This is a genomic window from Sphingomonas faeni (assembly GCF_003053745.1).
Lineage (GTDB): Bacteria > Pseudomonadota > Alphaproteobacteria > Sphingomonadales > Sphingomonadaceae > Sphingomonas > Sphingomonas faeni.
The window spans coordinates 125,021-149,004 of record NZ_QAYE01000006.1; the positions used below are offsets into that span (position 1 = coordinate 125,021).

General features: G+C 66.1%; 30 protein-coding genes. 12 read left to right on the top strand and 18 right to left on the bottom strand.

The annotated features are described in order from the left end of the window. The first annotated feature begins 227 nt into the window (after positions 1-227). Positions 228-1,226, top strand: a complete 999-nt coding sequence (locus tag C8J25_RS12150; protein WP_107954670.1) for an adenosine kinase — start codon at positions 228-230, stop codon at positions 1,224-1,226. A 129-nt stretch (positions 1,227-1,355) separates the two neighbouring features. Here C8J25_RS12150 and C8J25_RS12155 read toward each other — a convergent pair whose 3' ends face one another. From C8J25_RS12155 to hisB, 8 genes are all read right to left on the bottom strand, one after another. After that, on the bottom strand, positions 1,356-2,966 hold the full coding sequence (locus tag C8J25_RS12155; RefSeq protein ID WP_107954671.1) for an amino acid permease: 1,611 nt from the start codon (positions 2,964-2,966) through the stop codon (positions 1,356-1,358). Between the two features lie 112 nt (positions 2,967-3,078). Beyond that, the gene (locus C8J25_RS12160) at positions 3,079-3,456 is read right to left on the bottom strand and encodes a histidine triad nucleotide-binding protein (RefSeq protein ID WP_107954672.1); all 378 of its coding nucleotides are present in this window, start codon (positions 3,454-3,456) and stop codon (positions 3,079-3,081) included. A gap of 139 nt (positions 3,457-3,595) precedes the next feature. Then, complete coding sequence (locus C8J25_RS12165; protein WP_107954673.1) at positions 3,596-3,916, bottom strand: phosphoribosyl-ATP diphosphatase; 321 nt, start codon at positions 3,914-3,916, stop codon at positions 3,596-3,598. 32 nt (positions 3,917-3,948) lie between these two features. Next, positions 3,949-4,125, bottom strand: a complete 177-nt coding sequence (locus C8J25_RS20755) for a hypothetical protein (RefSeq protein ID WP_167397713.1) — start codon at positions 4,123-4,125, stop codon at positions 3,949-3,951. Between the two features lie 4 nt (positions 4,126-4,129). After that, positions 4,130-4,903 carry an imidazole glycerol phosphate synthase subunit HisF gene (hisF, locus tag C8J25_RS12170; RefSeq protein WP_107954804.1) on the bottom strand — a complete coding sequence of 258 codons (774 nt, stop codon included), beginning with the start codon at positions 4,901-4,903 and terminating at the stop codon, positions 4,130-4,132. 238 nt (positions 4,904-5,141) lie between these two features. After that, entirely contained in the window at positions 5,142-5,879 is a 738-nt protein-coding gene (gene hisA, locus C8J25_RS12175; RefSeq protein ID WP_107954805.1) for a 1-(5-phosphoribosyl)-5-[(5-phosphoribosylamino)methylideneamino]imidazole-4-carboxamide isomerase, read from the bottom strand. Further along, complete coding sequence (gene hisH / locus C8J25_RS12180) at positions 5,876-6,481, bottom strand: imidazole glycerol phosphate synthase subunit HisH (protein ID WP_107954674.1); 606 nt, start codon at positions 6,479-6,481, stop codon at positions 5,876-5,878. The genes hisA and hisH overlap by 4 nt, the downstream gene beginning before the upstream one ends. Further along, positions 6,478-7,065 carry an imidazoleglycerol-phosphate dehydratase HisB gene (hisB, locus tag C8J25_RS12185; protein ID WP_107954675.1) on the bottom strand — a complete coding sequence of 196 codons (588 nt, stop codon included), beginning with the start codon at positions 7,063-7,065 and terminating at the stop codon, positions 6,478-6,480. Before hisB ends, hisH begins: the two co-directional genes overlap by 4 nt. A gap of 71 nt (positions 7,066-7,136) precedes the next feature. On the opposite strand from hisB, the gene C8J25_RS12190 reads away from it, so the two are divergent. The 5 genes from C8J25_RS12190 (at position 7,137) to gmk (ending at position 10,477) form a co-directional block, all read left to right on the top strand. Further along, entirely contained in the window at positions 7,137-7,622 is a 486-nt protein-coding gene (locus tag C8J25_RS12190; protein WP_107954676.1) for an SspB family protein, read from the top strand. A 186-nt stretch (positions 7,623-7,808) separates the two neighbouring features. Beyond that, positions 7,809-9,197, top strand: a complete 1,389-nt coding sequence (gene fumC / locus C8J25_RS12195; RefSeq protein WP_107954677.1) for a class II fumarate hydratase — start codon at positions 7,809-7,811, stop codon at positions 9,195-9,197. A 147-nt stretch (positions 9,198-9,344) separates the two neighbouring features. After that, on the top strand, positions 9,345-9,557 hold the full coding sequence (locus tag C8J25_RS12200) for a hypothetical protein (RefSeq protein ID WP_107954678.1): 213 nt from the start codon (positions 9,345-9,347) through the stop codon (positions 9,555-9,557). Beyond that, positions 9,554-9,754, top strand: coding sequence for a hypothetical protein (locus tag C8J25_RS12205; RefSeq protein ID WP_093398678.1), 201 nt, complete (start codon positions 9,554-9,556; stop codon positions 9,752-9,754). Before C8J25_RS12200 ends, C8J25_RS12205 begins: the two co-directional genes overlap by 4 nt. 72 nt (positions 9,755-9,826) lie before the next feature. After that, the gene (gene gmk / locus C8J25_RS12210; protein WP_056489738.1) at positions 9,827-10,477 is read left to right on the top strand and encodes a guanylate kinase; all 651 of its coding nucleotides are present in this window, start codon (positions 9,827-9,829) and stop codon (positions 10,475-10,477) included. A gap of 91 nt (positions 10,478-10,568) precedes the next feature. Here the strand turns inward: gmk and C8J25_RS12215 are convergent, their stop codons facing one another. From C8J25_RS12215 to C8J25_RS12225, 3 genes are read right to left on the bottom strand one after another with little or no spacing between them, the layout of a single operon-like run. Beyond that, positions 10,569-11,249 carry an ATP12 family chaperone protein gene (locus tag C8J25_RS12215; RefSeq protein WP_107954679.1) on the bottom strand — a complete coding sequence of 227 codons (681 nt, stop codon included), beginning with the start codon at positions 11,247-11,249 and terminating at the stop codon, positions 10,569-10,571. Further along, complete coding sequence (locus tag C8J25_RS12220; RefSeq protein ID WP_107954680.1) at positions 11,246-11,464, bottom strand: hypothetical protein; 219 nt, start codon at positions 11,462-11,464, stop codon at positions 11,246-11,248. Before C8J25_RS12220 ends, C8J25_RS12215 begins: the two co-directional genes overlap by 4 nt. Further along, the gene (locus C8J25_RS12225; RefSeq protein WP_107954681.1) at positions 11,461-12,120 is read right to left on the bottom strand and encodes an HAD-IA family hydrolase; all 660 of its coding nucleotides are present in this window, start codon (positions 12,118-12,120) and stop codon (positions 11,461-11,463) included. Before C8J25_RS12225 ends, C8J25_RS12220 begins: the two co-directional genes overlap by 4 nt. Before the next feature lie 114 nt (positions 12,121-12,234). Here C8J25_RS12225 and C8J25_RS12230 point away from each other — a divergent pair, with 114 nt between their 5' ends. Continuing rightward, entirely contained in the window at positions 12,235-12,729 is a 495-nt protein-coding gene (locus C8J25_RS12230) for a DUF1440 domain-containing protein (protein WP_107954682.1), read from the top strand. A gap of 345 nt (positions 12,730-13,074) precedes the next feature. On the opposite strand, the gene C8J25_RS12235 is transcribed toward C8J25_RS12230, so the two are convergent. The 3 genes from C8J25_RS12235 to C8J25_RS12245 form a co-directional block, all read right to left on the bottom strand. Beyond that, entirely contained in the window at positions 13,075-14,370 is a 1,296-nt protein-coding gene (locus C8J25_RS12235; protein ID WP_107954683.1) for an RluA family pseudouridine synthase, read from the bottom strand. After that, positions 14,367-14,741, bottom strand: coding sequence for a fluoride efflux transporter CrcB (gene crcB / locus C8J25_RS12240; protein ID WP_056489728.1), 375 nt, complete (start codon positions 14,739-14,741; stop codon positions 14,367-14,369). Before crcB ends, C8J25_RS12235 begins: the two co-directional genes overlap by 4 nt. Positions 14,742-15,060: 319 nt before the next feature. Next, entirely contained in the window at positions 15,061-15,792 is a 732-nt protein-coding gene (locus C8J25_RS12245; protein ID WP_244187050.1) for a hypothetical protein, read from the bottom strand. A gap of 111 nt (positions 15,793-15,903) precedes the next feature. On the opposite strand from C8J25_RS12245, the gene C8J25_RS12250 reads away from it, so the two are divergent. Next, positions 15,904-16,125: a hypothetical protein gene (locus C8J25_RS12250; protein WP_056052052.1), complete on the top strand. Its 222-nt coding sequence runs from the start codon at positions 15,904-15,906 to the stop codon at positions 16,123-16,125. A gap of 58 nt (positions 16,126-16,183) precedes the next feature. On the opposite strand, the gene C8J25_RS12255 is transcribed toward C8J25_RS12250, so the two are convergent. Both C8J25_RS12255 and C8J25_RS12260 read right to left on the bottom strand, forming a co-directional pair. Next, entirely contained in the window at positions 16,184-16,612 is a 429-nt protein-coding gene (locus tag C8J25_RS12255; protein ID WP_107954685.1) for an OsmC family protein, read from the bottom strand. Positions 16,613-16,718: 106 nt separating this feature from the next. After that, positions 16,719-17,024: a glycine zipper 2TM domain-containing protein gene (locus tag C8J25_RS12260; RefSeq protein WP_056065671.1), complete on the bottom strand. Its 306-nt coding sequence runs from the start codon at positions 17,022-17,024 to the stop codon at positions 16,719-16,721. Between the two features lie 196 nt (positions 17,025-17,220). On the opposite strand from C8J25_RS12260, the gene C8J25_RS12265 reads away from it, so the two are divergent. Next, complete coding sequence (locus tag C8J25_RS12265) at positions 17,221-17,859, top strand: trimeric intracellular cation channel family protein (protein ID WP_107954806.1); 639 nt, start codon at positions 17,221-17,223, stop codon at positions 17,857-17,859. Between the two features lie 311 nt (positions 17,860-18,170). Here the strand turns inward: C8J25_RS12265 and C8J25_RS12270 are convergent, their stop codons facing one another. Continuing rightward, positions 18,171-18,758 carry a GNAT family N-acetyltransferase gene (locus C8J25_RS12270; protein ID WP_107954686.1) on the bottom strand — a complete coding sequence of 196 codons (588 nt, stop codon included), beginning with the start codon at positions 18,756-18,758 and terminating at the stop codon, positions 18,171-18,173. Then, the gene (gene sppA, locus C8J25_RS12275) at positions 18,758-20,701 is read right to left on the bottom strand and encodes a signal peptide peptidase SppA (protein WP_107954687.1); all 1,944 of its coding nucleotides are present in this window, start codon (positions 20,699-20,701) and stop codon (positions 18,758-18,760) included. Before sppA ends, C8J25_RS12270 begins: the two co-directional genes overlap by 1 nt. Before the next feature lie 525 nt (positions 20,702-21,226). On the opposite strand from sppA, the gene groES reads away from it, so the two are divergent. The 3 genes from groES (at position 21,227) to C8J25_RS12290 (ending at position 23,981) form a co-directional block, all read left to right on the top strand. Then, a complete protein-coding gene (gene groES / locus C8J25_RS12280; protein WP_056052039.1) occupies positions 21,227-21,514 on the top strand; it encodes a co-chaperone GroES in 288 nt (95 codons plus the stop codon). A 66-nt stretch (positions 21,515-21,580) separates the two neighbouring features. Then, positions 21,581-23,224, top strand: coding sequence for a chaperonin GroEL (groL, locus tag C8J25_RS12285; protein ID WP_056065680.1), 1,644 nt, complete (start codon positions 21,581-21,583; stop codon positions 23,222-23,224). A 202-nt stretch (positions 23,225-23,426) separates the two neighbouring features. Further along, a complete protein-coding gene (locus tag C8J25_RS12290) occupies positions 23,427-23,981 on the top strand; it encodes a Uma2 family endonuclease (RefSeq protein WP_107954688.1) in 555 nt (184 codons plus the stop codon). The last annotated feature ends 3 nt before the right edge of the window (positions 23,982-23,984 follow it).

The window sequence follows — 23,984 nt, forward strand, 5'->3', positions numbered from 1 at the left end:
CAGGCCGGGGTCCAATTGGAAAGGTCGTCGTAATAAGGCGCAGCCGTCGTTATCAACGTCCCCCAATTGAACCCCGGCCTCCACGGGGTGGTGGCCTTTACCGGCTATTAGTCGTCGCTTCGATCATTGCGTTCGTTGCGTCGACCTATCGCCCACCCCCCACACCAGTTGCACCAATCCCCCCCGCGATTTACGGCAGGGCTTTCCCGCACCCCCGGAGTTTCCCCTTGAGCACACCAACTTACGACGTCGTCGCGATCGGCAATGCGATCGTCGACATCCTCGCCACCGCCGACGACGCGTTCATCGCCGAGATCGGCGTCGCCAAGGGCTCGATGCAGCTCATGTTCTCGTCGGAGGAAGCCGACGCGCTCTACGCCAAGATGGGCCCGGGCATGGAAATCTCGGGTGGCTCGGCGGCAAACACCGTAGCCGGCATCGCCGCGCTCGGCGGCAAATGCGGGTTTATCGGCCAGGTCGCCGACGACCAGCTCGGCCAGGTCTTCGCGCATGACGTCCGCAGCATCGGCATCGAGTTCGCCACCCCCGTTCGCGCCGGCGACCCGACCACCGGCCGCTGCTTGATCTTCGTCACTCCCGACGGCCAGCGCACGATGAACACCTTCCTCGGCGCAGGCCAGTTCCTGCCCGCCGCCGCGATCGACACCGCGATGATCGCCGACAGCGCGATCCTGTATCTCGAAGGCTATCTCTGGGATCCCGAAGAGCCGCGCGCCGCGATGCGCGCCGCGATCGATTGCGCCCGCGATGCAGGCCGGAAGGTCGCGTTCACGCTCAGCGACGTGTTCTGCATCTCGCGCCACGGCGGCGATTTCCGCCAGCTCTTGTCGGACGGCCTGATCGACATCCTGTTCGCCAACGAGAGCGAACTCGCCGCGCTCGCCGAGACCGACGACTTCGACGCAGCGGTCGCCAAAATCTCCGCACAGGTCCCGACCCTGGTCGTCACCCGTGGCGAGCACGGCGCCTGCGCACTCCAGAACGGTACGCGGGCCGAGGTCAAGGCCGAGCCGATCGCCAAGGTCGTCGACACCACCGGCGCGGGCGACCTGTTCGCGGCGGGTTTCCTCCACGGCCAGGCGCAGGGCTACGACCTGCACGCGTCGCTTAAGCTTGGTGCGGTCTGCGCAGCCGAGATCATCAGCCATGTCGGCGCCCGCCCGATGGTCGACATGAAGGCGCTCGCCGCCAAGCATATCGGCTGAGGCATGCGTCCCCGCGAAGGCGGGGACCCAGACTGGGCCCCGCCTTCGCGGGAGAACAAGCTTGGGTGCGAAGACACAAAAAAAGGGCCGCGGGAGTTTCCTCCCGCGGCCCTTTTTTCTTGTCCTCGATCAGTGGCTGCCCGGAGGCGTCCGGTCATCCTCGGCTACACCATCGTCGAGACCCAGCCCGACATGGCTGCGCGAGCGGCTATAAAGGAAGTAGATCGCCAACCCGATCGCACCCCAGCCCGGCAGCACCAGCTTGGCGGTCAGCGGCAGCGACAGGTACAGCCCGACGCAACCGATGATCGCGAGCGGCGCGACGATGTACACTGCGGGCGTGCGGAACGGACGCTTGCGGCCGGGATCGGTCTTGCGCAGCACCATTACCGAGATCGCGACCATCATGAACGCGAACAGCGTGCCCGCGTTCGAGTAATCGGCGAGCTTGCCGACCGGCAGTACCGCCGCCGCGATCGCCGCGGCAATACCCGTCACGACCGTTACCACATGCGGCGTCCGGAACTTCGGGTGGATCGACGCGAGCTTTGCCGGAAGCAAACCATCACGCGCCATCGTGAAGAACACACGGGTCTGGCCGAACATCATCATCAGCACGACCGACGGCAGCGCCAGCACCGCGGCGAGACCGACCAGGCGACCCATGATCGGCCAGTTGATGACCTGGAGCACGTGGACGAGCGCTTCCTTCGAGCAGACCAATGGCTCCATCGCGCCGCCTGCAACGATCGCCGCGCAACGCCCGGCCATCTCGGCCGAGCCCGGTGCCAGGATACCGCCATCGGCGGTCGTCACCGGGTTCGCACCGATCGCACCGATCGCGCCCGACGCGACCAGCAGATAGAACAACGTACAGATGCCGAGGCTGGCAATGAGACCGATCGGCACGTTGCGCTGCGGATTCTTGGTCTCCTCGGCGGCGGTCGAAACCGCGTCGAAGCCGACATAGGCGAAGAAGATCGACGCCGCCGCACCCAGCACGCCGACGCCCGACGAACTCAGTGGGTTGCCGACGCCGTAGGGCAGGAACGGATGGAAATTGTCCGCCTTCAGGACCGGGATGGTGAGCGCGATGAACGCAGTCAGGGCGGCGATCTTGATCAGCACGAGCACCGCATTGACGCGTGCGCTCTCGGTCGTCCCGACCACCAGCAGCCACGTGACGAGCGCGATGACGATCACCGCGGGCAGGTTCATGAAGCCGCCAACGGTCATCGCGGTCTGCAGATCGGCATTGGGCGTCGCGCCGAACGCGACCTGGACGTTCGCCATCAGCGCGTCGGCGTTGCGCAACCCGTTGGGGATGTGGAACCCGATCCCGTCGAGCAGCCCGGCCAGATGGTTCGACCACCCCACCGCGACCGCGCTCGCGCCAACCGCATATTCCAGGATCAGCGCCCAGCCGACCATCCAGGCGAGCAGCTCACCGGTAACCGCATAGGTGTAGGTGTAGGCGGAGCCCGACACCGGCACCATCGACGCGAGTTCGGAATAACAGAGCGCCGCCACCGCGCAGACAAAGCCGGCGACGACGAAGCTCAGCAACATGCCCGGTCCGGCCTTCTGCGCGGCCTCGGAGGTCAGCACGAAGATACCCGTGCCGATCACCGCGCCGACGCCCAGCAGCGTCAGCTGGAACGCGCTGAGCGTTCGCGCCAGACCCTTTTTTTCTGCCGTCGCCAGAATGGCATCCAGCGATTTTACGCGACCAAAAATCAACGCGGTGTCCCCCGGGGATAGCGAGGGCCGGGTCAAATGGCCCCCTTTGCTCAAGCGCCCGAGCCTAATGGCAATTTTATTACGCGCAATCCTTTAGTGCGGTGAAGCTGGCCTATCGCGCCAGCATCGGCCCGAGCGGGCGCCCGCCGAAGACATGAACATGCAGATGCGGCACCTCCTGGTGTCCGTCCTGGCCGATGTTCGCGAGCAAGCGATAGCCGGGTTCGACAAGGCCGGCGGCGCGCGCGACGGTGCCCACCGCACGGATGAACCCGGCGATCTCGTCATCGGGTGCGCGCGCGGAGAAATCGTCCCACGACACGTACGCACCCTTGGGGATCACGAGCAGATGCGTCGGCGCCTGCGGGTTGATGTCGTGGAACGCGATCGCGAAGTCGTCGTCATAGACCCGCTTCGACGGAATCTCCCCGCGCAGGATCTTCGCGAAGATGTTCTGGTCGTCATAAGGCTGGGTGGCGTCGATCGGCATGGGCAAGCTCCTTTCGCGGGAACATACCCACTTTCGTCATCCTCGCGAAGGCGGGGATCCATATCCTCGAACGACCGCACACTCATCGTGGCGCCAGCCAGTATGGCTTCCCGCCTCCGCGGGAATGACGGATGTGGCGTTAGCTCGTCCGACCGGCCTTCTCGACCAGCCCGCCAACACCTTCGCGCCGTTCCAACTCCGCGCGCACGTCGGCGAGGCTAAGCCCAGCATCCGCCAGCAACACCGCTAGATGAAACATTAGGTCCGCCGCTTCCGGCACAATGCTCGCCTCGTTGCCCGAGCACGCGGCGATGACCGTTTCCACGGCTTCCTCGCCGAGCTTCTGCGCGATCTTGGGCCGGCCTCGTGCGAACAGGCTGGCGGTGTACGAGGTATCGGCGGTCGCATCGCGACGGGCGCGGATGGTCGCTTCGAGGCGGTCGAATACGGGGTCTGCCATGGCTCGCGTGCTGGCGCAGCCGGGCAGGCGGGTCAATCCTCCGCAGGGGGTTTCGTCCTTGCGAACCGTTTCCGCAACGCCCGCCGCACGAGCCACACGCCGATCGCCGCAAATACGAACAGCGCGATGTCCGACAGCTCGGGGCCCGTGCGCGGGTGGACGATGCCGCTATGCCCCGACTGCACCGCGAGGAAGGGCAGGGCGATCATCGGATCAGGCTAAACGCACCGGCGCCCGCACCGGTATCCCCGCTGCCGCCAGCGCCGCATGCGCCTCGCCGATCGACGCCTGCCCGAAATGGAAGATCGACGCCGCCAGCACCGCGCTAGCATGCCCATCACGGATGCCCGCGACTAGGTCGTCGAGCCCGCCGACCCCGCCGCTCGCCACCACCGGCACGCTCACCCGGTCCGAAATCGCCCGGATCAGCTCGAGGTCGTAGCCACTGCGCGTCCCGTCACGGTCCATCGACGTGACCAGCAACTCGCCCGCCCCCAGTTCGGCAAGCTTCAGCGCATGCGCGATCGCATCGATCCCGGTCGCGCGCCGGCCGCCATGCGTGAACACTTCCCAACCTTCGCCGGAACGCCGCGCATCGACGCTCGCCACGCAGCACTGGCTGCCGAACCGCTCGGCGATATCCGCGACCAGTTCCGGCCGCTCCACCGCCGCGGAGTTCACGGCCACCTTGTCCGCCCCCGCCAGCAACAGCGCCCGCGCATCATCCGCCGTCCGCACGCCGCCACCGACGGTCAACGGCATGAAGCACACCGCCGCCGTCCGTCGGACGACGTCGAGGATCGTCCCCCGGCCCTCATGGCTCGCGCCAATATCGAGGAAACACAGTTCATCCGCCCCGGCCGCATCATAGGCCCGCGCCTGCTCGACCGGATCGCCCGCATCGCGCAGTTCGACGAAGTTCACGCCCTTCACCACGCGCCCATCGGCAACGTCGAGACACGGAATAACGCGCGCGCGAACCGTCATGCGTTGCGCCATAGAATTGGTTTTTGCGGAGACGCGGAGACGCGGAGACGCGGCAAAGCCGCTAAGAAATTTTCGCGCAGAGGCGCTGAGGACGCAGAGAAGAAGGGGCGCGCTGGGGCGGGCGGGGTTCTATCGCCAGTGAGGAAGCAATGAAGGCGGCCGCGCACTACCTCCGCGCTCTCTGCGCCTCTGCGCGAAAAGCTCTCACTTCCTCCGCGTCTCCGCGTCTCCGCGTGAATCATCCTGCTGCCTTTGCCACGCTCATCGCCGCCGCGAGGTCGAGCCGCCCGTCGTACAACGCCCGCCCAGTGATCACGCCCTCGACCCCGTCCCGCACATGCAAAGCCAGCACGTGGATCTCGGCAATCCCCTTCACACCACCGCTGGCGATCACCGGAATGTCCACCGACCGCGCCAGATCGACCGTCGCGTCGACGTTGCACCCCTTGAGCATCCCGTCGCGCCCGACATCGGTGAACAGCAACGACGCCACTCCCGCATCCTCGAACCGCCGCGCCAGATCGACCGCGCTGGTGGTCGACACGTCCGCCCAGCCCTTGGTCGCGACCATGCCGTCCTTCGCGTCGACCGCGACGACGATCCCGCCGGGGAAATCCTTCGCCACGCCGCGCACGAACTCGGGGTCCTCCAGCGCCGCCGTCCCAATCACGACGCGAGACACGCCCAGATCGAACCAGCCCTCGACGCTCGCCCGCGTCCGGATCCCGCCGCCAAGCTGCACATGCCCCGGAAACTGCGCGACGATCGCCCGAACCGCATCGCCATTGACCGAAGCTCCCGCAAACGCGCCGTCGAGATCGACCACGTGCAGATGCTCCGCACCCGCCTCGGCGAACAGCATCGCCTGCGCCGCAGGATCGTCGCCATAGACGGTCGCGCGGTCCATATCGCCCTCGGCGAGACGCACCACCTGACCCGCCTTCAGGTCGATCGCGGGAAAGATAATCAGGCTCACGGCCGCCACTCCAGGAAACGTTCGAGCAAGGCCAGGCCATAGCGCTGGCTCTTCTCAGGATGAAACTGCACGCCGATCATGGTGTCGCGACCGATCGCCGCGGTGACCGCACCGGCATGGTCGGTGGTCGCGAGCACGTCAGCGCCTTCGAACGCGAAGCTATGCAGGAAATACGCCTCGCCCGGCTCGATCAGCGGATGCGCTAGGGAAGGAACGACATCGTTCCAGCCCATATGCGGCACCTTCGCCTCCATAGTCCCCGGCTCCAGTCGTCGCACGCGCCCGGCGACCCAGCCAAGCCCGGCATGAGTCCCCATCTCTTCCCCCGCATCGGCCATCAACTGCATGCCGACGCAGATCCCGAGAAACGGCGCACCCTCGTCGCGAACCCGCCGGTTCAGCGCCTCGACCATCCCCGGCACGGCACGCAAAGCCGCCGCGCAAGCGCCGTACGCGCCCACGCCCGGCAACACGATCCGCTCGGCCTTCGCAACGACGTCAGCGTCGGCAGTGACAACCAGATCGACACAACCCGCAGTTCGCAACGCGTTTTCGACCGAATGGAGATTGCCAGCGCCGTAATCGATCAGCGCTAGCGTCACAGGATTCCCTTGGTCGACGGAATCGCGTCAGCCTTGCGCGGATCGATCTCGATCGCGGTCCGCAGCGCTCGCGCGACACCCTTGAACGCCGCTTCGGCGATGTGGTGGTTGTTCGACCCGTACAGCGTCTCGACGTGCAGCGTGATCCCAGCCGCCTGCGCGAAGCTGTGAAAGAAATGCTCGAACATCTCGGTATCCATCCCGCCCAGCCGCTTCTGCGAGAACAGGTCCTTCCACACCAGCCAAGGCCGACCGGAAATATCCAGCGCCACCCGCGTCAGCGTCTCGTCCATCGGCGAAAGCGCATCGCCGTACCGCGCGATGCCGCGTTTATCGCCAAGCGCTTGCGCGAACGCCTGGCCGATCGCGATGCCGGTATCCTCGACGGTGTGATGCTCGTCGATATGCAGGTCGCCCTTGGTCCGCACGCGAAGATCGATCAGCGAGTGACGCGACAATTGTTCGAGCATGTGATCGAAGAAACCGACCCCGGTCTCGACGTCGTACACGCCAGTCCCATCGAGGTTCACGGTGACGTCGATCGCCGTCTCGGCGGTGGAGCGGGTGATCGTGGCGGTGCGCATGCCACCTCCCATAACGTGCGCCACGACGCATGCAATCTTGACCGGCATCCGAATGGCGCTACCCAAGGGATATGACCGATGGACTGCCCGATAGCCTGATTCCGTACGACGAGATCGTACAAGAAGCCCTGCGTGCCGTGGTCGGCCGCGTGCTCGGCTCCGTCGCGGAGGCTGGTGGGCTCCCCGGCGAGCATCATTTCTACATCACCTTCAAGACGCAGGCCCCCGGCGTCGACATCCCCAAGCGCCTAATCGAGCGTTTCCCGGACGAGATGACGATCGTCATGCAGAACCGCTACTGGGACCTCATCGTCGACGACGAGCGCTTTTCGATCGGGCTTTCGTTCAATCAGGTCCCGTCGAAACTCGTGATCCCATATTCGGCGATCACCGCGTTCCAGGACCCCGCGGTCAGCTTCGAACTCCGCTTCCAGGCGCAGGAGGGTGGGGAGGACGCGCTCGGCGACCACGACGAAGCCGAAAACGACGGCCCGACCGCGGTCCCGATAGAAGACGGCTCGAACGTCGTGGCGGTGGATTTCAAGCGGAAAAAGTGACCTAAACTCCCTCGCCCCTACGGGGAGAGGGAAGGGGCCCGCGGCACTTGCCGTGGGAAGGGAGAGGGGAGTGAGGCTAAGGCCGCTTCCTGCCAAAACCCCTCACTCTTCCGTCGCCTGCGGCTCCTCCCTCCCTCTCCCCGAAGGGGCGAGGGACCCACGCAAGCCCCGGAAGGTTCTTCCCCCATGACCACCCGCACAGAAACCGACACGATCGGCCCGATCGAAGTCCCCGCCGACGCCTATTGGGGCGCGCAGACCGAACGCTCGATCGAGAACTTCCCCTTCGCGTCGCGCGAACGCATGCCGATCGAGATCGTCCACGCGCTCGCCCTCGTCAAACAAGCCGCCGCCCGCGTAAACCGCTCGCACGGCCTCGACGCCAAGATCGCCGCCGCGATCGACTCCGCCGCGCAGGAAGTCATCGACGGCAAGCTCGACGACCAATTCCCGCTCGTCATCTGGCAGACCGGCAGCGGCACACAGTCGAACATGAACGCGAACGAGGTCATCGCCGGCCGCGCCAACGAAGTGCTCACCGGCACCCGCGGCGGCAAGTCCCCCGTCCACCCCAACGACCACGTCAACATGAGCCAGTCGTCGAACGACAGCTTCCCGACCGCACTCCACATCGCCGCCGCGATCGCGACGACCCACCGCCTGATCCCCGCCCTCGACAAATTGCACGCCGCGCTCGACGCGAAGGCCAACGCCTGGGACGACATCGTCAAGATCGGCCGGACGCACCTCCAGGACGCGACCCCGCTGACGCTCGGGCAGGAATTCTCCGGCTATGCGAACCAGCTCTACCGCTGTCGCCACCGCATCGAGCCTGCGATCAGCCACGGCATGGTCATCCTCGCGCAAGGCGGCACCGCGGTCGGCACCGGACTCAACGCCCCCGCCGGCTTCGGCGACGCGATCGCGCACGAACTAGCCGAGATCACCGGCCTGCCGTTCGTCAGCGCGCGCAACAAGTTCGAGGCGCTCGCGTCGAACGACCCGCTCGTCCACCTGTCGGGCACGCTCAACACGCTGGCGGTCGCGCTGACCAAGATCGCCAACGACATCCGCCTGCTCGGCTCGGGCCCCCGCTGCGGCTTTGGCGAGATCGACCTCCCCGCGAACGAGCCCGGCAGCTCGATCATGCCCGGCAAGGTCAACCCCACCCAGTGCGAAATGCTGACGATGGTTGCCGGCCAGGTGATGGGCAACCACGTCGCGGTTACCGTCGGCGGGATGCAGGGCCATCTTGAGCTGAACGTCTTCAAGCCGCTGATCGGCGCCAACGTGCTGCGCTCGATCGACCTGCTCGCGACCGCGATGGAAGGATTCGCGGAACGCTGCGTCGACGGCATCGAACCCAATCGCGGGCGGATCGCGGAATTGCTCGACCGCTCGCTGATGCTGGTAACGGCGCTAGCACCCGAGATCGGCTACGACGCCGCCGCAAAAATCGCTAAATATGCCCACGCCGAAGGCCTGACGCTGAAGGAAGCCGGGCTCGCGCTGGGCTTGGTCGACGCCGAAACCTTCGACCGCGTCGTCAAACCCGAATCGATGCTCGGCCGCTGACCTTCCGTTCTCCTGCGAACGCAGGAGCCCAGGGTACCGAGCGTGCCCCCCGCGACCTTGGACTCCTGCTTGCGTAGGAGAACGCGAGCGTGCGGGAACCCAATCCTCCGCCAAGCGCTAACCCGCCACACGGACAGGAGAAATTACGTGGGCGCAACGACCATAGGCGCGCTGATCGGCGCAGGCATCGAATCGCTCAGTGGCGACGACGGCAACGCGGACGGCGCGATCATCGGTGCGATCACCGCCAACGTACTCAAGGTCGTCGTGCCGCTAGCCGTGACCTACGCGATCGGCTGGGCAGTGCTGCGTGGTGCAGCGGAACTCAAGGACCAGGTTTTCGGGGAGTCAGAAGCATGATCGGACGTATTATCAGTGCATTGGTCGGCCGCGAAATGGGCCGTCGCGACGGTTCGGGCGGCGCCTCGGGCGCAGTAAAGGGCGTCGTGGCGATGGGCCTGATGCGCCGCATGGGGCCGCTCGGCATGATCCTCGGCGGCGGTTATGCAGCCAAGAAGGCCTATGACCGCAACAAGGCACGCAAGGCCGACTATTAATCCGCCTTCGTAATACCACGCGCGGGCCGCGCATGGGTTGACGCCCATGCGCAGTCCGCGGCAAGGGCGCGCATGCCCCACACACTTCCGTCCGACCCGCATGGTTTCCGTCGTCGCGGAGTCCTGTTCGTCCTGTCCTCGCCGTCCGGTGCCGGCAAGTCGACCATCGCGCGCAGATTGCTCGCGGACGAGCACGAACTCGAGATGTCGGTCTCGGTCACCACCCGATCGGTGCGACCCGGCGAAGTCGATGGGAAAGATTACCATTTCACCGATCTCGAAGGCTTTCGCGACATGGTCGCGAAGGACGAGTTCCTCGAATGGGCACACGTCTTCAATCACCGCTACGGCACCCCGCGCGCGCAGGTCGAGGAACTGCTCGCAGCCGGCAAGGATGTGCTGTTCGACATCGATTGGCAGGGCGCGCAGCAGCTGTTCCAGATCGCCGGCGGCGACGTCGTCCGCGTCTTCATCTTCCCGCCCTCGATGGAAGAGCTCCACCGCCGCCTCACCAGCCGCGGCACCGATTCGGAAGAAGTGATCGAAGCTCGCATGTCGCGCGCGGCGAACGAGGTCAGCCACTGGGACGGCTATGATTACGTGCTGGTCAACGACGACGTCGACAGCTGCATCCGCGGCGTGAAGACGATCCTCGCGGCGGAACGCCTGAAGCGCTCGCGCCAGACCGGCCTGATCGGCTTCATCCGCCGCCTGACGCGCTAACCTGCGAACCCGTTCTCCTGCGAACGCAGGAGTCCAGGGTTACAGGCCGTAGCGTTTGGTATCCTGGGCTCCTGCGTTCGCAGGAGAACGCTCAGAGCAGCCCCAAAAACTCTACCCCCAACCCAAACTCCTTGCGCTTCAGCTCGCGCAACTGAGTCGCCTGCCAGTCCTCGCCCCACATCTCGACCGACCAGTCCTCGTCGATCCCCGCCGCTGCCCAGGCCGCATCCGCATCGATCTCGCCCTCGATCAGCGCCAGCCCGATCACCAGCGACCCGGTCAGCGTCACCACCGGCGACAGCCCGGCGAGCCGGAAATCGTCATACGCCGCGACCGCCTCATGCAGCCGCGCGACCGTCGCGTCCGGTTGCGCGACGTGCATCACGCCGGTGGTGACTGCGAACGTCACGTCGTACCGACCCCGCGCCCACGCCAGCAGCGGATCCCAGGACGCCGCCTGTCGCTCGACCAGCAGCGGCGGCCCCTCCGCGCGGTAGCAGAGCAGGTCGCTCTCGCCATACGCCGCCAGCCGCGCGGCGAACTGCGCAGGGTCGTTCGCGATCGGATCGGTCGCCGCATTGGCGAGCCCCGTCAGCGGCATCGTCCGCGGGTCGATCGTCTCGCCGACCGCGCGCCATTCCGCCGCGACCGCCTCGGCCAGCGCATCGCTCGGCAACGCCAGCGGTCGCCGCCCGGGCGTCCGCACCGGCTTGCTGTCGAGCGTCACCACCCGATCCGCATCGATCGCGACGTCTTTCCAGAACCGCTTCACGCGTCAGGACTCCGCCAGCGATGCGCCAGACTGCGCGGCACGATCGCGATCATCGCCATCGCCGACAGCACGATCGCCGTCCCGAGGATCTTCGGCCCCAGATCATGCGCGCGCGCGATCAGGATCAGCCCGAGCAGCGCGCCCGCGACCCCCGCCAGCCGTACACCGACCAACACGAACCAGCGCCGCTGCGCCAGCTTGTCCACGTCGGTCATGGCCGCGCCACCATGTGCAGCAGGTCCGGCACCGCCGCCGCAACGACATCCGCCCCGGCATCGGAAAGCTCGTGCACGTCGTGATACCCCCACGCGACCCCGACGGCCCGCACCCTCGCCGCGCGCGCCATGGCCATGTCGTAGCTCGTATCGCCGATCATCGCGGTCGTCTCCAGGGACGCCCCAGCCTCCGCGATCGCCGCCAGCAGCATCGCCGGATCGGGCTTCGACGGATGCCGATCCGCGGTCTGCAACGTCACGAACCGATCGGTGATCCCGTGCGCGGCAAGAATATGCGCGAGCCCGCGATCGGATTTCCCCGTCGCCACGCCGAGCGCCCAGCCGTCTTCGGCGAGCGTCGCCAGCACCTCCGCAATCCCCTCGAACAGCGGCTCGTCGGCAAGCTCGCCACTCGCCCGCATCGCATGGAACGCATTCTTGTAGTCGGTGGCAAGCGACCGGTGCAGCGCCTCGTCCGCCTGAGGCAACAGTACCTGCATCGCCTCGACGAGACTGAGCCCGACGATCCGCCGAATGTCCGCGCGGGGCGGCGGGATCAGCCCGGCCCCCTCGAACGCGCGTTCGCACGCGACGCAGATATTCGCTTGGCTGTCGACGAGCGTCCCGTCGCAATCGAACACGGCAAGACGGATCATGAGATTTTCCAACGCATCGCCGCCTCGTAGATCACGCGTGCACGCGAGGGAACGCCAAACCGGAACGCGCGCGTCTGCGAACGGTTCGTGTCGGATAGCTCTGGAGACTCAACGATGGCGCACGCACAGACCGATACCCCGAACATCTGGGCCGCCGCCGCTGCGGGTCTGGTCGCCGGTCTCGCCGCCTCGTTCGTGATGGACCGCTTCCAGGCCGGCGTCGCCGCGCTGTCCTCGTCGGAGAGCGATGCCGAGCCTGCGACGGAGAAGGCGGCGGACAAGGTGTCGCAGGTCGTGGTCGGCCACGATATCCCCGACGATCGCAAGCCGCTCGCCGGGCAGGTCGTGCATTATGCGCTCGGGGCAGGGCTGGGGATCGCTTACGCGGTGGCGGCGGAATACCGGCCTTTGGTGACCGCGGGTTACGGCACCGCGTTCGCTGCGGCGACGACGGCGTTGCTCGATGAGGCGGCGGTACCGGCGGCGGGTCTCGGCGATGCGCCGTGGAACACCGCGCCGACGACGCATCTGTATAGCGCGGCGTCGCATATCGTGTTTGGGACGGTGACGGAGGGTGTGCGGCGGTTGCTGCTAGGGTGGCTGAAATAGGGTACGTTTCGTTCCCCCGCGAAGGCGGGGGCCCAGGAATCAAGCAGCGCCGCGATCGTGGCCCCTGGACCCACGCCTTCGCGGGAGAATGGACTGTGCGGATAAACCACCGCTAACCAACCACCCCGCCCCGGCGAAGGCCGGGGCCCAGTTGGAAAGGTGGCAATGACGGAGCCGCCCTTCGTTAGCAACGTCCCCCAACTGGGCCCCGGCCTCCGCCGGGGTGGGGCACCTATAAGATCAGCGCAAACGTACCCAATTTCCCTCTCCCTCGAGGGAGAGGGAAGGGGCCCGAGGCCGCTTGGCCGGGGGAAGGGTGAGGGCACCTTAAGCGGCAGTTACCAATTACCGAGTCCCAGGCCCACTCCGAGGCCCAGGCTTCCCAGCTCCCCCCGGACGACCACGCCCCGCCGGCCTGGCCCCCTCAACCCGAGGCCCGCTCCGAGGCGCTCCGAACTTCGACCCAGCCCCGGTCCGAGGCCCACCCGTCTTCGGCGCAGGCTTGCCCGTCGCCTTCTCCTCCACAACCCCGCGCCCACGCCGCTCACCCTTACGGTCTTTCCGCACCGACTTCGCATGCGCTCTCGCCCGCGACTTCATCTGCTCGCGCGTCGGCGCGGTCTTCTCGTCGAGCACCAGGTCGTCGCCCAGCTTCTCCTCGAAACCCAATTGCTTGAGGCTCTCGGCGAAATGCGTCGGTAGTTCGGCGGTCACGTCGATCGACCCACCATCCGGATGATCCACCTTGATCCGCCGCGCGTGCAGATGCATTTTCCGCGAGATTCCGCCGGTCAGAAACGCCGCTGCGCCGCCATACTTCCCATCACCGACGATCGGATGACCGATCGCCGCCATGTGCACGCGCAACTGGTGAGTCCGCCCCGTAAACGGCTGCAACTCGACCCACGCCGCACGGTTGCCCGCGCGCTCGATCACGCGGTACCGCGTCCGCGCCGGCGCGCCCTCGGCCTCGTCGACGTGCATCTTCTCGCCGCCGGTGCCCGGCTGCTTCGCGATCGGCAGCTCGATCATGCCGTCCTCGATCGACGGCACGTCGACCACCAGCGCCCAATAGACTTTTCGCGCAGTCCGCCCCGAAAACGCCTTCGCAAAGAACGCCGCCGCGCGCGACGTGCGCGCCACCAGCAGCGCGCCGGACGTGTCTTTGTCGAGCCGGTGGACCAGCTTCGGCCGACCCTCGTTATCGTACTGAAGCCCGTCGAGCAGCCCATCGACATGCTGCGTCGTCTTGGTCCCACCCTGCGTCGCCAGCCCCGGCGGCTTGTTCAGCACGAACGCCTGGAAATCCTTGTGGATGACCATGGACTGCGCGAGTTCGGTTTCCTCGTCCGACAGGATCACACGTTCGCGAACGCGCCTCGGCTTGTCGACGTCGGCAGCGGCCTTGTCGGCCTCGGGCGGCGGCACGCGGAGCATCTGCCCCGCCGCGATCCGGTCGCCCGGCGTCGCGCGCGCGCCATCGACGCGGAGCTGCCCGGTGCGCGCCCACATCGCCACCGTCGTGAAGCTCGTCTCGGGCAGATGTCGCTTGAACCACCGGTCGAGCCGGATGCCATCATCGTCGAACCCGACGTTGAATTCCCGAAAGCCGGAATCGCTATCGCTTTTGCCCGCAGTCATGCGACGGCCCTTACTGCGGAGAGACCCGCGAACAACGCGGCGACCGAACCGATCACCGACACCAAAACATACCCGAACGCGACGCCGATCGCGCCTCGTTCGATCATCGTGACGACGTCCAGCGAGAACGCCGAGAACGTCGTGAATCCCCCAAGCACGCCCACGCCGAGCAACAGCCGCCACGTTTCCGAAGCGGTATTGCGGGCGAGTACGCCGACCAGCACCCCCATCAGCAACCCACCGATCAAATTCACGGCGAGCGTACCGAAGGGATAGTCAGGCCCCAGCAACGACAGCATCGCGCGGCCGGTCAGATAGCGCGCGCCGGACCCGACCGCACCACCGACCATGACATAGAGAAGGGGAAGCATTCTCGCGCCCTAGCGTGAATCGGGCAAAACGGAAAGGTGGGGTTGGTGGAAGGCGCGCGTCTCCCCTTGGTCGGTTCGAGATCACCGTGCGAGCCCTGTCCCAAAATGTTTCCCCGCGAAGGCGGGGACCCAGACTGGACTCCCGCCTTCGCGGGAGAACAAGGGGGGAAGAGATGGCGCCACCCCAACACACCACCACCCCGGCGAAGGCCGGGGCCCAATTGGGGGACGTCGCTAACGGAGCACGGCGCTCAATTACGCCAGCCTTTCCAATTGGGCCCCGGCCTCCGCCGGGGTGATGCATCTCACGTGGAGCACCTCACCGCCCAGCGTTGGAAACCAGATCCACATCGCTCCCGCCACCAGCCCTTGCCGTCACATACACAACATAAGCGTCAGTCCCCCGAACCCCGCCCAGCACATGCTGCTTGCCGTCCGTGCTATGCCCCGCCGAATACCCGGCGGCGCTAGCCTTCGTAAAATACCAGTCGAGCATCTTCTGCATCGGCGCAGCGCTCGCAAAACTCACCACGCGCAACCGACACCCGTCCCGATCCGCCCCCGCAGCCTCGGTCAGCCGCGCCGCCGGATACAGCGGCAGGTCCGCCGGCAACCGGTTCGCCCACCCCGCCGAATAGCCGATCTTCTGCGCACAGACTCCCGCATCCGGCGTCGTCTGCCGCTCCGCCAATGCCCCCAGCGTCAGCGCACCATTCGCGGTCTTGCACTCCGGACAGTCGTTGGACGCTGCCGGCGCACGCTTGAGAGTCCGCGGATCGACCGGATCCGCCTTGAGTGGACCCTCCGGCGGCACCGCGCCGCTATCCGGCCGAGGCGGCGGCCGCACCGCGTCGGTATTAGACGACTGCGCCAGCCGGGGATCGACCATGATCTGCCCCTCCAGCGACGACGACAGCGCCGGATCGCGCACCGCGCCGTTGGTCAGTTCGGCGTCGAGGCTGTTGAGATCCTGCTGGTCGGTCGACGACCGTCCGCACGCGGCCAGCGCAAGCGGCAAAAGAATCAGGGCGGGGCGCAAGGGAAAACTCATCACCCGCATCCTATGCGCGAAAGGCAGTGAAGAAAGCGTTTTCCGCATGTCCCCAACCGAGCGCGTGACGCCGATCTTGCCCGACCCCCCGCGACTCGCCATGTTCACCCTATGCTGAACATCGTCTCAATCCTCATCGGCCTCGTCACCTTGGTTCTTGGCCTCGTCGCGTTCATCCCGTTGCTTGGCTGGATGAACTGGCTCGTCATTCCGATCGGCATCGTCGGAGCCGCGGTCGGCGCGCTGTCGTCGAGCAGCGGCGGCCGCAACCTCAACATCGTGCTGATCATCATCTTCGCGCTCCGCCTCAGCCTCGGCGGCGGGATCATCTGACGCAAGAAGGGCCGGGCGTTTCCACCGGGCCCTCCTGATTGCGAGACACGCAACCGCTTTATGCTGCGAGATTGTGCTCCAGCGTGATCTCGGCGTTGAGCACCTTCGACACCGGGCAGTTTGCCTTGGCGTCCGCGGCGATCGCCTCGAACTCGTCCTTCGAGATGCCGTCGACCTTCGCGTTCAGCGTCAGCGCCGACTTGGTGATCTTGAACCCGTCGCCATCCTTGTCGAGCGTTACCTTGGCGGACGTTTCGAGCGTACCCGCCTCATACCCCTTGCCGGCGAGCGCGAAGCTCAGCGCCATCGTGAAGCACGATGCATGCGCCGCCGCGATCAGCTCTTCGGGGTTGGTGCCGGGCTCGTTCTCGAACCGCGTGTTGAAGCCGTACGGGCTGTCGGACAGCACGCCCGACTGGGTCGAGACATGGCCCTTGCCGCTCTTGCCGAGGCCTTCGTACTTTGCCGAACCGCTGCGTGTGGTCATCGTTTTGATCCTTCATCGGACAAGAAAAAAGGCGCCGCGGTTTCCCACGACGCCCTTCCACAACGCGCAACTACCGAAATAGCGGCATTGATTTAGCCGATGAGTGTCAGCGGCAACGACGGTTGTTGTTGCTCGTGCCCTTGTCGATCGCGCGACCGGCGAGGCCACCGAGGACGGCGCCGCCCAGCGTGCCGACCGTGCGGTCGCCGCGGGTGTCGACCGTGCGGCCGAGCAATGCGCCACCGACGCCGCCGATGATCGTGCCGGTCGTGCCGTTGCTCTTCTTGCAATAGACGCGGCCGTCGCGACCACGCCATTCGCGACGATCGCGCGCATCGGCGGCCGACACGGGAACGAGGACGGTCGGCAGGACCATTGCGCTGAGGCCCATGGCCAGAACGAACTTACGCATGATGTAACTCCCTAGTGAATTGATCTGCTGGTATAACGAAGCCGCTATAGCGCCAGTTGCATGAACCAAAAACAACACCGCGTTCATGCTGGCGTTCATCTTCGCGACCGGCATCGGGGCGTTGCTCTTAACAGCCGGCGGGCATCATTCCGCGGTCCCGCTTTACGCTGGATGGCAGGCCGGTTACGCCGCGGCGATGTTGCCCGTGCCCTTGCCCGTCGAGATCCTGCCCGTCGCCGCGCCGTGGTTCGACTTGGCTGGGCTCGCCGTGTTCGCCGCGTCGGGGGCGCTCGCCGCGGCCAAGCGCGGCCAGACGTTCGTGACGCTGGTGTTCTTCGGGCTCATCACCGGCGTCGGCGGCGGCACCGTGCGCGACCTGCTGATCGGCGCGCCGGTGTTCTGGGTCCACGACGCGCGTGCCGCGAGCGTGTGCCTGGGCATGGCGCTGCTGATCTGGGTGACGCCCGAGCGGTGGTGGAAGGACGAAGCGCTCGGCTGGTTCGACGCGGTCGGGCTTGCGGCGTATGCGGTGTACGGCGCGGCGAAGGCGTTGGGGTACGGCGTGCCACCGGTACCCGCGGCGCTGATGGGGGTAATGACGGCGTGCGTCGGCGGTATCATCCGCGATGTGCTGGCGGGGGAACCGTCGATCCTGATGCGGCCGGAACTGTATGTGACCGCGGCAGCGCTGGCGGCGGCGAGTTACGTCGGGCTGGTGTTGGTGGGCGTGCCGCTAGCCTTGGCGGCGGTGATCGCGGCGAGTGCTGGGTTCACGCTCAGGGCGGCAGCTATCCGCTTTCATCTAGCGCTGCCAGCGTATGGTGGACGCCGCTAACTTCGCGCGCGCGCCATGTTTCCCCGCGAAGGCGGGGACCCAGTCTGGGCTCCCGCCTTCGCGGGAGAACAAGGAGGGGTGGGCCGGTGGTTGGACTTGAGCCGACAGTTACCACTCGTCGGCCTGATCTCTGCTCATTGGAGAAACCGCCTCCCAACACCGCCACCACCCCGGCGAAGGCCGGGGCCCAATTGGGGGACGTTGCTGACGACGGACTGCGCTTCGTTACTACAGCCTCACCAATTGGACCCCGGCCTCCGCCGGGGTGGTGGGTAGTTCGCACGAGTTTCGTCCAGATGCGAAGCGTCGCTCTACCCCCGCACCACACCCACATCCGCAAACCGCCGCGGCTCCACCGGCGGCACCGCAGGCTCGTTCAGCTCGCACTGCCAATGCCCGACATCGATCCATTGCCCGTTCTTGTACCCGACCTCGCGGTACACCCCCGCCCGGCGAAACCCGACCGCCTCATGCAGCTTGATCGACGAATCGTTCGGCAACGCAATCGCCCCGATCGCCTGCGTAAACCCCTGAGCCCGCAGCGTATCGATCAGCGCCTCGTACAACAGCCGCCCCGCACCCTGACGCTGCGCCGCATCCGCGACATACACCGTGGTCTCGCACGCGAACCGGTACGCCTCGCGCTTGTGGAACGCGGATGCATAGGCGTAGGCCAGCACGCCACCCTCGGAGCCGATCGTCGCGACCAGCCACGGGTACAGCCCGTCCGACGCCGCCATCCGCGCGCGCATCTGCCGCGCATCCGGCGCCTCGGTCTCGAACGACACCGTCCCGACCAGCACGTGCGGCGCATAGATCGCCGCAATCGACGCAGCGTCCTCGGGGACCGCCGCCCGGATGACGATCCCGCCGCCGTTGCCAGTTGCGGGGATCGCCATCAGAACCCGATCCGCGCCAGCAGCAGGTCGAGCAGCTTGGCATCGCCGATACCCGCGGTCGTCGGCCCCATCCCGCCGCACTCGAGGCAGCGCGCCTGGATCGAGCCCGACGTCGCCAGCCGCTTCATGTCGCCGACCGCCCGCGCGAGCATCTGGCGCCGATCCGCCGCGACATGCGTGAACGCATCGCCGCCGCCTGCATCATCGTCGCCATCATTGCCGAAACCCTGCGCGATCGTCGCGAGGAAGCCCGGCTTTTTCTCCAGATACTCGGCATGCACCTTGGCCGGATCGAGCTTGGCGCGCTTGGCGGCCTCGTCGATCGCGTCCTGCAACGTTCCGAACCGGTCGACCAGCCCGATCTGCCGCGCGGTGCCGCCATCCCAGACGCGGCCCTGGCCGATCTCGTCCACCCGCGCCGGCGTCATCTTCCGCGATGCCGCCACGCGCGAGATGAACTGGCGATAGCCGTTCTCGATCCCCGCCTGTGCGATCGCGTCGAACATCGGCGTGGTGCCGCCGGTGATATCGGGCTGGCCCGACAGCGGCGTGGTCTTCACGCCGTCGCTGGTCACGCCGATCTTGGCGAGCGCGTTCTCGAACGTCGGCACGACCCCGAAGATACCGATCGAGCCGGTGATCGTGCCGGGCTCGGCGAAGATCACGTCGGCGGGCGTCGACACCCAGTAGCCGCCGCTCGCGGCCAGCCCGCCCATCGACACGACCACGGGCAGTTTCTGACGCTTGGCCTCGAGGATCGCGAGCCGGATCTGCTCCGACGCCATCACCGAGCCACCCGGCGAGTCGACGCGCACGACGAGCGCCTTCAGCGTCTTCTTGGCAAGCCCGTCGAGTACCGCCTTCTCGATCGTCTTGCCCGCGGCCTTGCCGGGGCCGCTCTCGCCATCGACGATCTCCCCGGCAATCGTCAGCACGCCGATCGAATCGCCCGCGGTGGGGAGGGGGTTGGCCTTCACCCAGGCGTCGTATTTGATCGCGGTGTAGTTGCCCGCCGGCTTGTTGGCGTCGCTGCCCGCGATCTCCGCCACGCGCCGTCCGAAGCTGGTGCGATCGCCGAGCTTGTCGACGATGCCCGCGCGCAAATTCGCCTCGGCGATGTTGCCGTTCGCCGAGAGGATCACCTTGTCGGGCGCGGTCATGAACTGCGCGATCTGTGCCTTGGGGCGTGCTTTAGCGACGGCCTCACGCCACTGCGCGAACAACGTGCCGTACAGCGCGGTGCTCGCCGCCTTCGCGTCCTCGCTCTGGTCGGCACGCGTGTACGGCTCGACGAACGACTTGTAGCGGCCGACGCGGTAGACGTGCGCATTGACGCCGAGTTTGTCGATCAGGCCCTTGTAATAGAGTTGGTTGCCGCCCGGCCCCATGAAGATCGTGCCGCCCAGCGGGTTCACCCAGATCTCGCTCGCATTTGCCGCGAGGCGGTAGCCGCCATCGGTGTACGCGGTCGCATAGGCCAGCACCGGCTTGCCGCTCGCACGCACCCGCGCCAGTGCATCGCTGACCTCGCCGAGTGCTGCCGGATAGGCGCCGCCGAAGCTGTCGAGATCGAGCACGACCACTTTCACGCGCGCGTCGGTGCGTGCGGTATCGATCGAGCGGACCACGTCGCGCAGGCGAAACTGCCGCGTCCGGCTCTGCCCCGAGAGTGCTGCGAACGCGGCCTGCTCCTCGGGTTGCTCGACGATCGAGCCGTTCAGGTCGAGCACCAGCGCGCCGTCCTTGATCGCCGTCGTGCTCTGCCGTGCATTGAGCGCCGCGAAGATCAGCCCGAAGAACAGCAACATCGCGATCAGGACGAGCGCGTCCTTGATCGCCACGAGGAACTTCCACACGCCCCGCACGAGCCGCCATTTCTTCCGCGGCGGGCGGGCAGGGTCGACATAGGAGGGGGCGTAGGACGGCGCAGCGGTATCGGTCATGGGACGAGAGCTAGAGCAACGGCGCGCACAGGTAAATGCCCTGTATTACGCGTCCAACACAGGAAGCGTTCTAGCGCGCCTATCTACCCCAATCACCACGCAATCCCCCTCCCGCTTGCGGGAGGGGTTTCCCACAAGCACCCCGCCCGAGAAACCCCTCCCTCGACCCCTCCCGCAAGCGGAAGGGGAGCAGAAGGGAGAGTTTGCCCAGCCTTGTTCTCCTGCGAATGCAAGCGCCCAGACGCATCCCAATTCACCACCCCGGCGAAGGCCGGGGCCCAGTTGGGGAACGTCGCTGACGGAGCGGAGCGTTCTGTTACAACGACCTTGCCAACTGGGCCCCGGCCTTCGCCGGGGCGGTGTTTCGGGCAAACACGCGCAGGTGCCCGAATACCACGCCCGCCCGAAAAAATTTCACCCCCGGAACCTTTGACATGCCGCACCCCGAGGCACATATGCCGTCCGTTGGCACTCGATAACCTCGAGTGCCAGAAATCTGTCACAATCCAAAAGGACATGGACCCCATGAACTTTCGTCCGTTGCATGATCGCGTGCTGGTGAAGCGCCTCGAAGCCGAAGAGAAGACGGCTGGCGGCATCATCATCCCCGACACCGCCAAGGAAAAGCCGCAGGAAGGCGAAGTCGTCGCCATCGGCACCGGCACTCGCGCCGAGAACGGCACGATCACCCCGCTCGACGTCAAGACCGGCGACAAGATCCTGTTCGGCAAATGGTCGGGCACCGAGGTCAAGGTCGACGGCGAAGACCTTCTGATCATGAAGGAATCTGACATCCTCGGGATCGTCGGCTGACTTCTGCCGGGTTACCTTGGTGTAACCTTATCGTGACTTTTCAACTTATACGAAAGGGTAGCTGACATGGCTTCCAAGGACGTAAAATTCGGCCGCGACGCGCGTGAGCGCATCCTCCGCGGCGTCGACATCCTCGCCGACGCGGTCAAGGTGACCTTGGGCCCCAAGGGCCGCAACGTCGTCATCGACAAGAGCTTCGGCGCACCGCGCATCACCAAGGACGGCGTCACCGTCGCCAAGGAGATCGAGCTCAAGGACAAGTTCGAGAACATGGGTGCGCAGATGCTGCGCGAAGTGGCCTCGAAGACCAACGACATCGCCGGCGACGGCACCACCACCGCGACGGTTCTGGCGCAGGCCATCGTTCGCGAGGGCATGAAGTCGGTCGCAGCGGGCATGAACCCGATGGACCTGAAGCGCGGCATCGATCTCGCCGTCATCAAGGTCGTCGAGGACGTCAAGGCGCGTTCGAAGCCGGTTTCGGGTTCGAAGGAAGTGGCGCAGGTCGGTATCATCTCGGCCAATGGCGACCGTGAAGTCGGCGAGAAGATCGCCGAAGCCATGGAGAAGGTCGGCAAGGAAGGCGTGATCACCGTCGAGGAAGCGAAGGGTCTCGAATTCGAGCTCGACGTCGTCGAGGGCATGCAGTTCGACCGCGGCTATCTGTCGCCTTACTTCATCACCAACCCCGAGAAGATGACCGTCGAGCTTCAGGATCCCTACATCCTGATCCACGAGAAGAAGCTTTCGAACCTGCAGGCGATGCTCCCGATCCTGGAAGCCGTCGTCCAGTCGGGTCGTCCGCTCCTGATCATCGCCGAGGACATCGAGGGTGAGGCTCTGGCCACGCTCGTCGTCAACAAGCTGCGCGGCGGCCTGAAGGTCGCAGCGGTCAAGGCACCGGGCTTCGGCGATCGTCGCAAGGCGATGCTCGAAGACATCGCGATCCTGACCAAGGGCGAGATGATCTCGGAAGACCTCGGCATCAAGCTCGAGACCGTCACGCTCGGCATGCTCGGCACCGCCAAGCGCGTCACGATCGACAAGGACAACACCGTCATCGTCGACGGTGCCGGCGATCACGACACGATCAAGGGCCGCACCGAAGCGATCCGCCAGCAGATCGAGAACACGACCAGCGACTACGACAAGGAGAAGCTCCAGGAGCGTCTCGCCAAGCTTGCCGGTGGCGTTGCCGTGATCAAGGTCGGTGGCTCGTCCGAGGTTGAAGTCAAGGAGCGCAAGGACCGCGTCGACGACGCGCTGCACGCAACCCGCGCAGCCGTCGAAGAAGGCATCGTCCCCGGCGGCGGTACGGCTCTGCTGTACGCAACCAAGGCGCTTGATGGCCTCGAGGGTGCGAACGACGACCAGACCCGCGGTATCGACATCGTGCGGAAGTCGCTGACTGCTCTGGTTCGCCAGATCGCGCAGAACGCCGGTCATGACGGTGCGGTGGTTTCGGGCAAGCTGCTCGACGGCAACGACACGTCGATCGGCTTCAACGCCGCGACCGACACGTACGAGAACCTGGTGGAAGCTGGCGTGATCGATCCGACCAAGGTCGTCCGCACCGCGCTGCAGAACGCAGCATCGGTCGCAGGTCTCCTGATCACGACCGAAGCGGCCGTGAGCGAAATGGCCGAAGACAAGCCCGCCATGCCCATGGGCGGCGGCGGCATGGGCGGCATGGGCGGCATGGACTTCTGATCCGCAGGGCGGCCTGAGCCATGCTGGCTCAGGACTCGCCCGAGGACGGCCGGCGGGCTGGCGGCGCAAGCCACCAGTTCCGTCCGACGAAAGCAGCGGCTTTGCCGATGCTCGGTTCCAAGCCAAACACCGACCAAAGCAAAGGGTCGGGGAGCAATCCCCGGCCCTTTGTTTGTCTACCCAACCAGCGTATGTCCCCGACATGGCTAGCGACCCGCACTACCGGCTGCTGACAGCCGAGGAATTCCTCCAGATCGATTTCGGCGCCGACATGAAGGCCGAACTCGACAACGGCGTCATCCGCATGATGGCCGGCGGCACACGCGAGCATTCACGCGTACAGGTGAACCTGACGGCGTTCGTCCGTTCTGCCCTGCGCGGCTCAGACTGCACACCCTACGGCTCCGACATGGCGGTCCGCACGCAGGACCGGTCGGTGCGCTACCCCGATCTCACCATCGATTGCGGCGCACCCGGCGACCGGCCCGACGATCTGACCCTGTCCGATCCGCGCGTCATAATCGAGATACTATCCCCCTCAACCCGACACTTCGATCTGACCGTCAAGAGAGACGAATACCGCGCGATCGGTTCTGTCGACACACTTGCCTTCGTCGACGTTGATGCCGAGGCGTTGTCGGTTCACCAGCGGATCGAGGGCGGCTGGATCGAGACGTTGTTCTCGACCTCTCTGGACCTCGTCATTCCCTCGCTCGGCCTGACGATCCCACACACCGAGATTTTCGCGCGCGACTAAGTC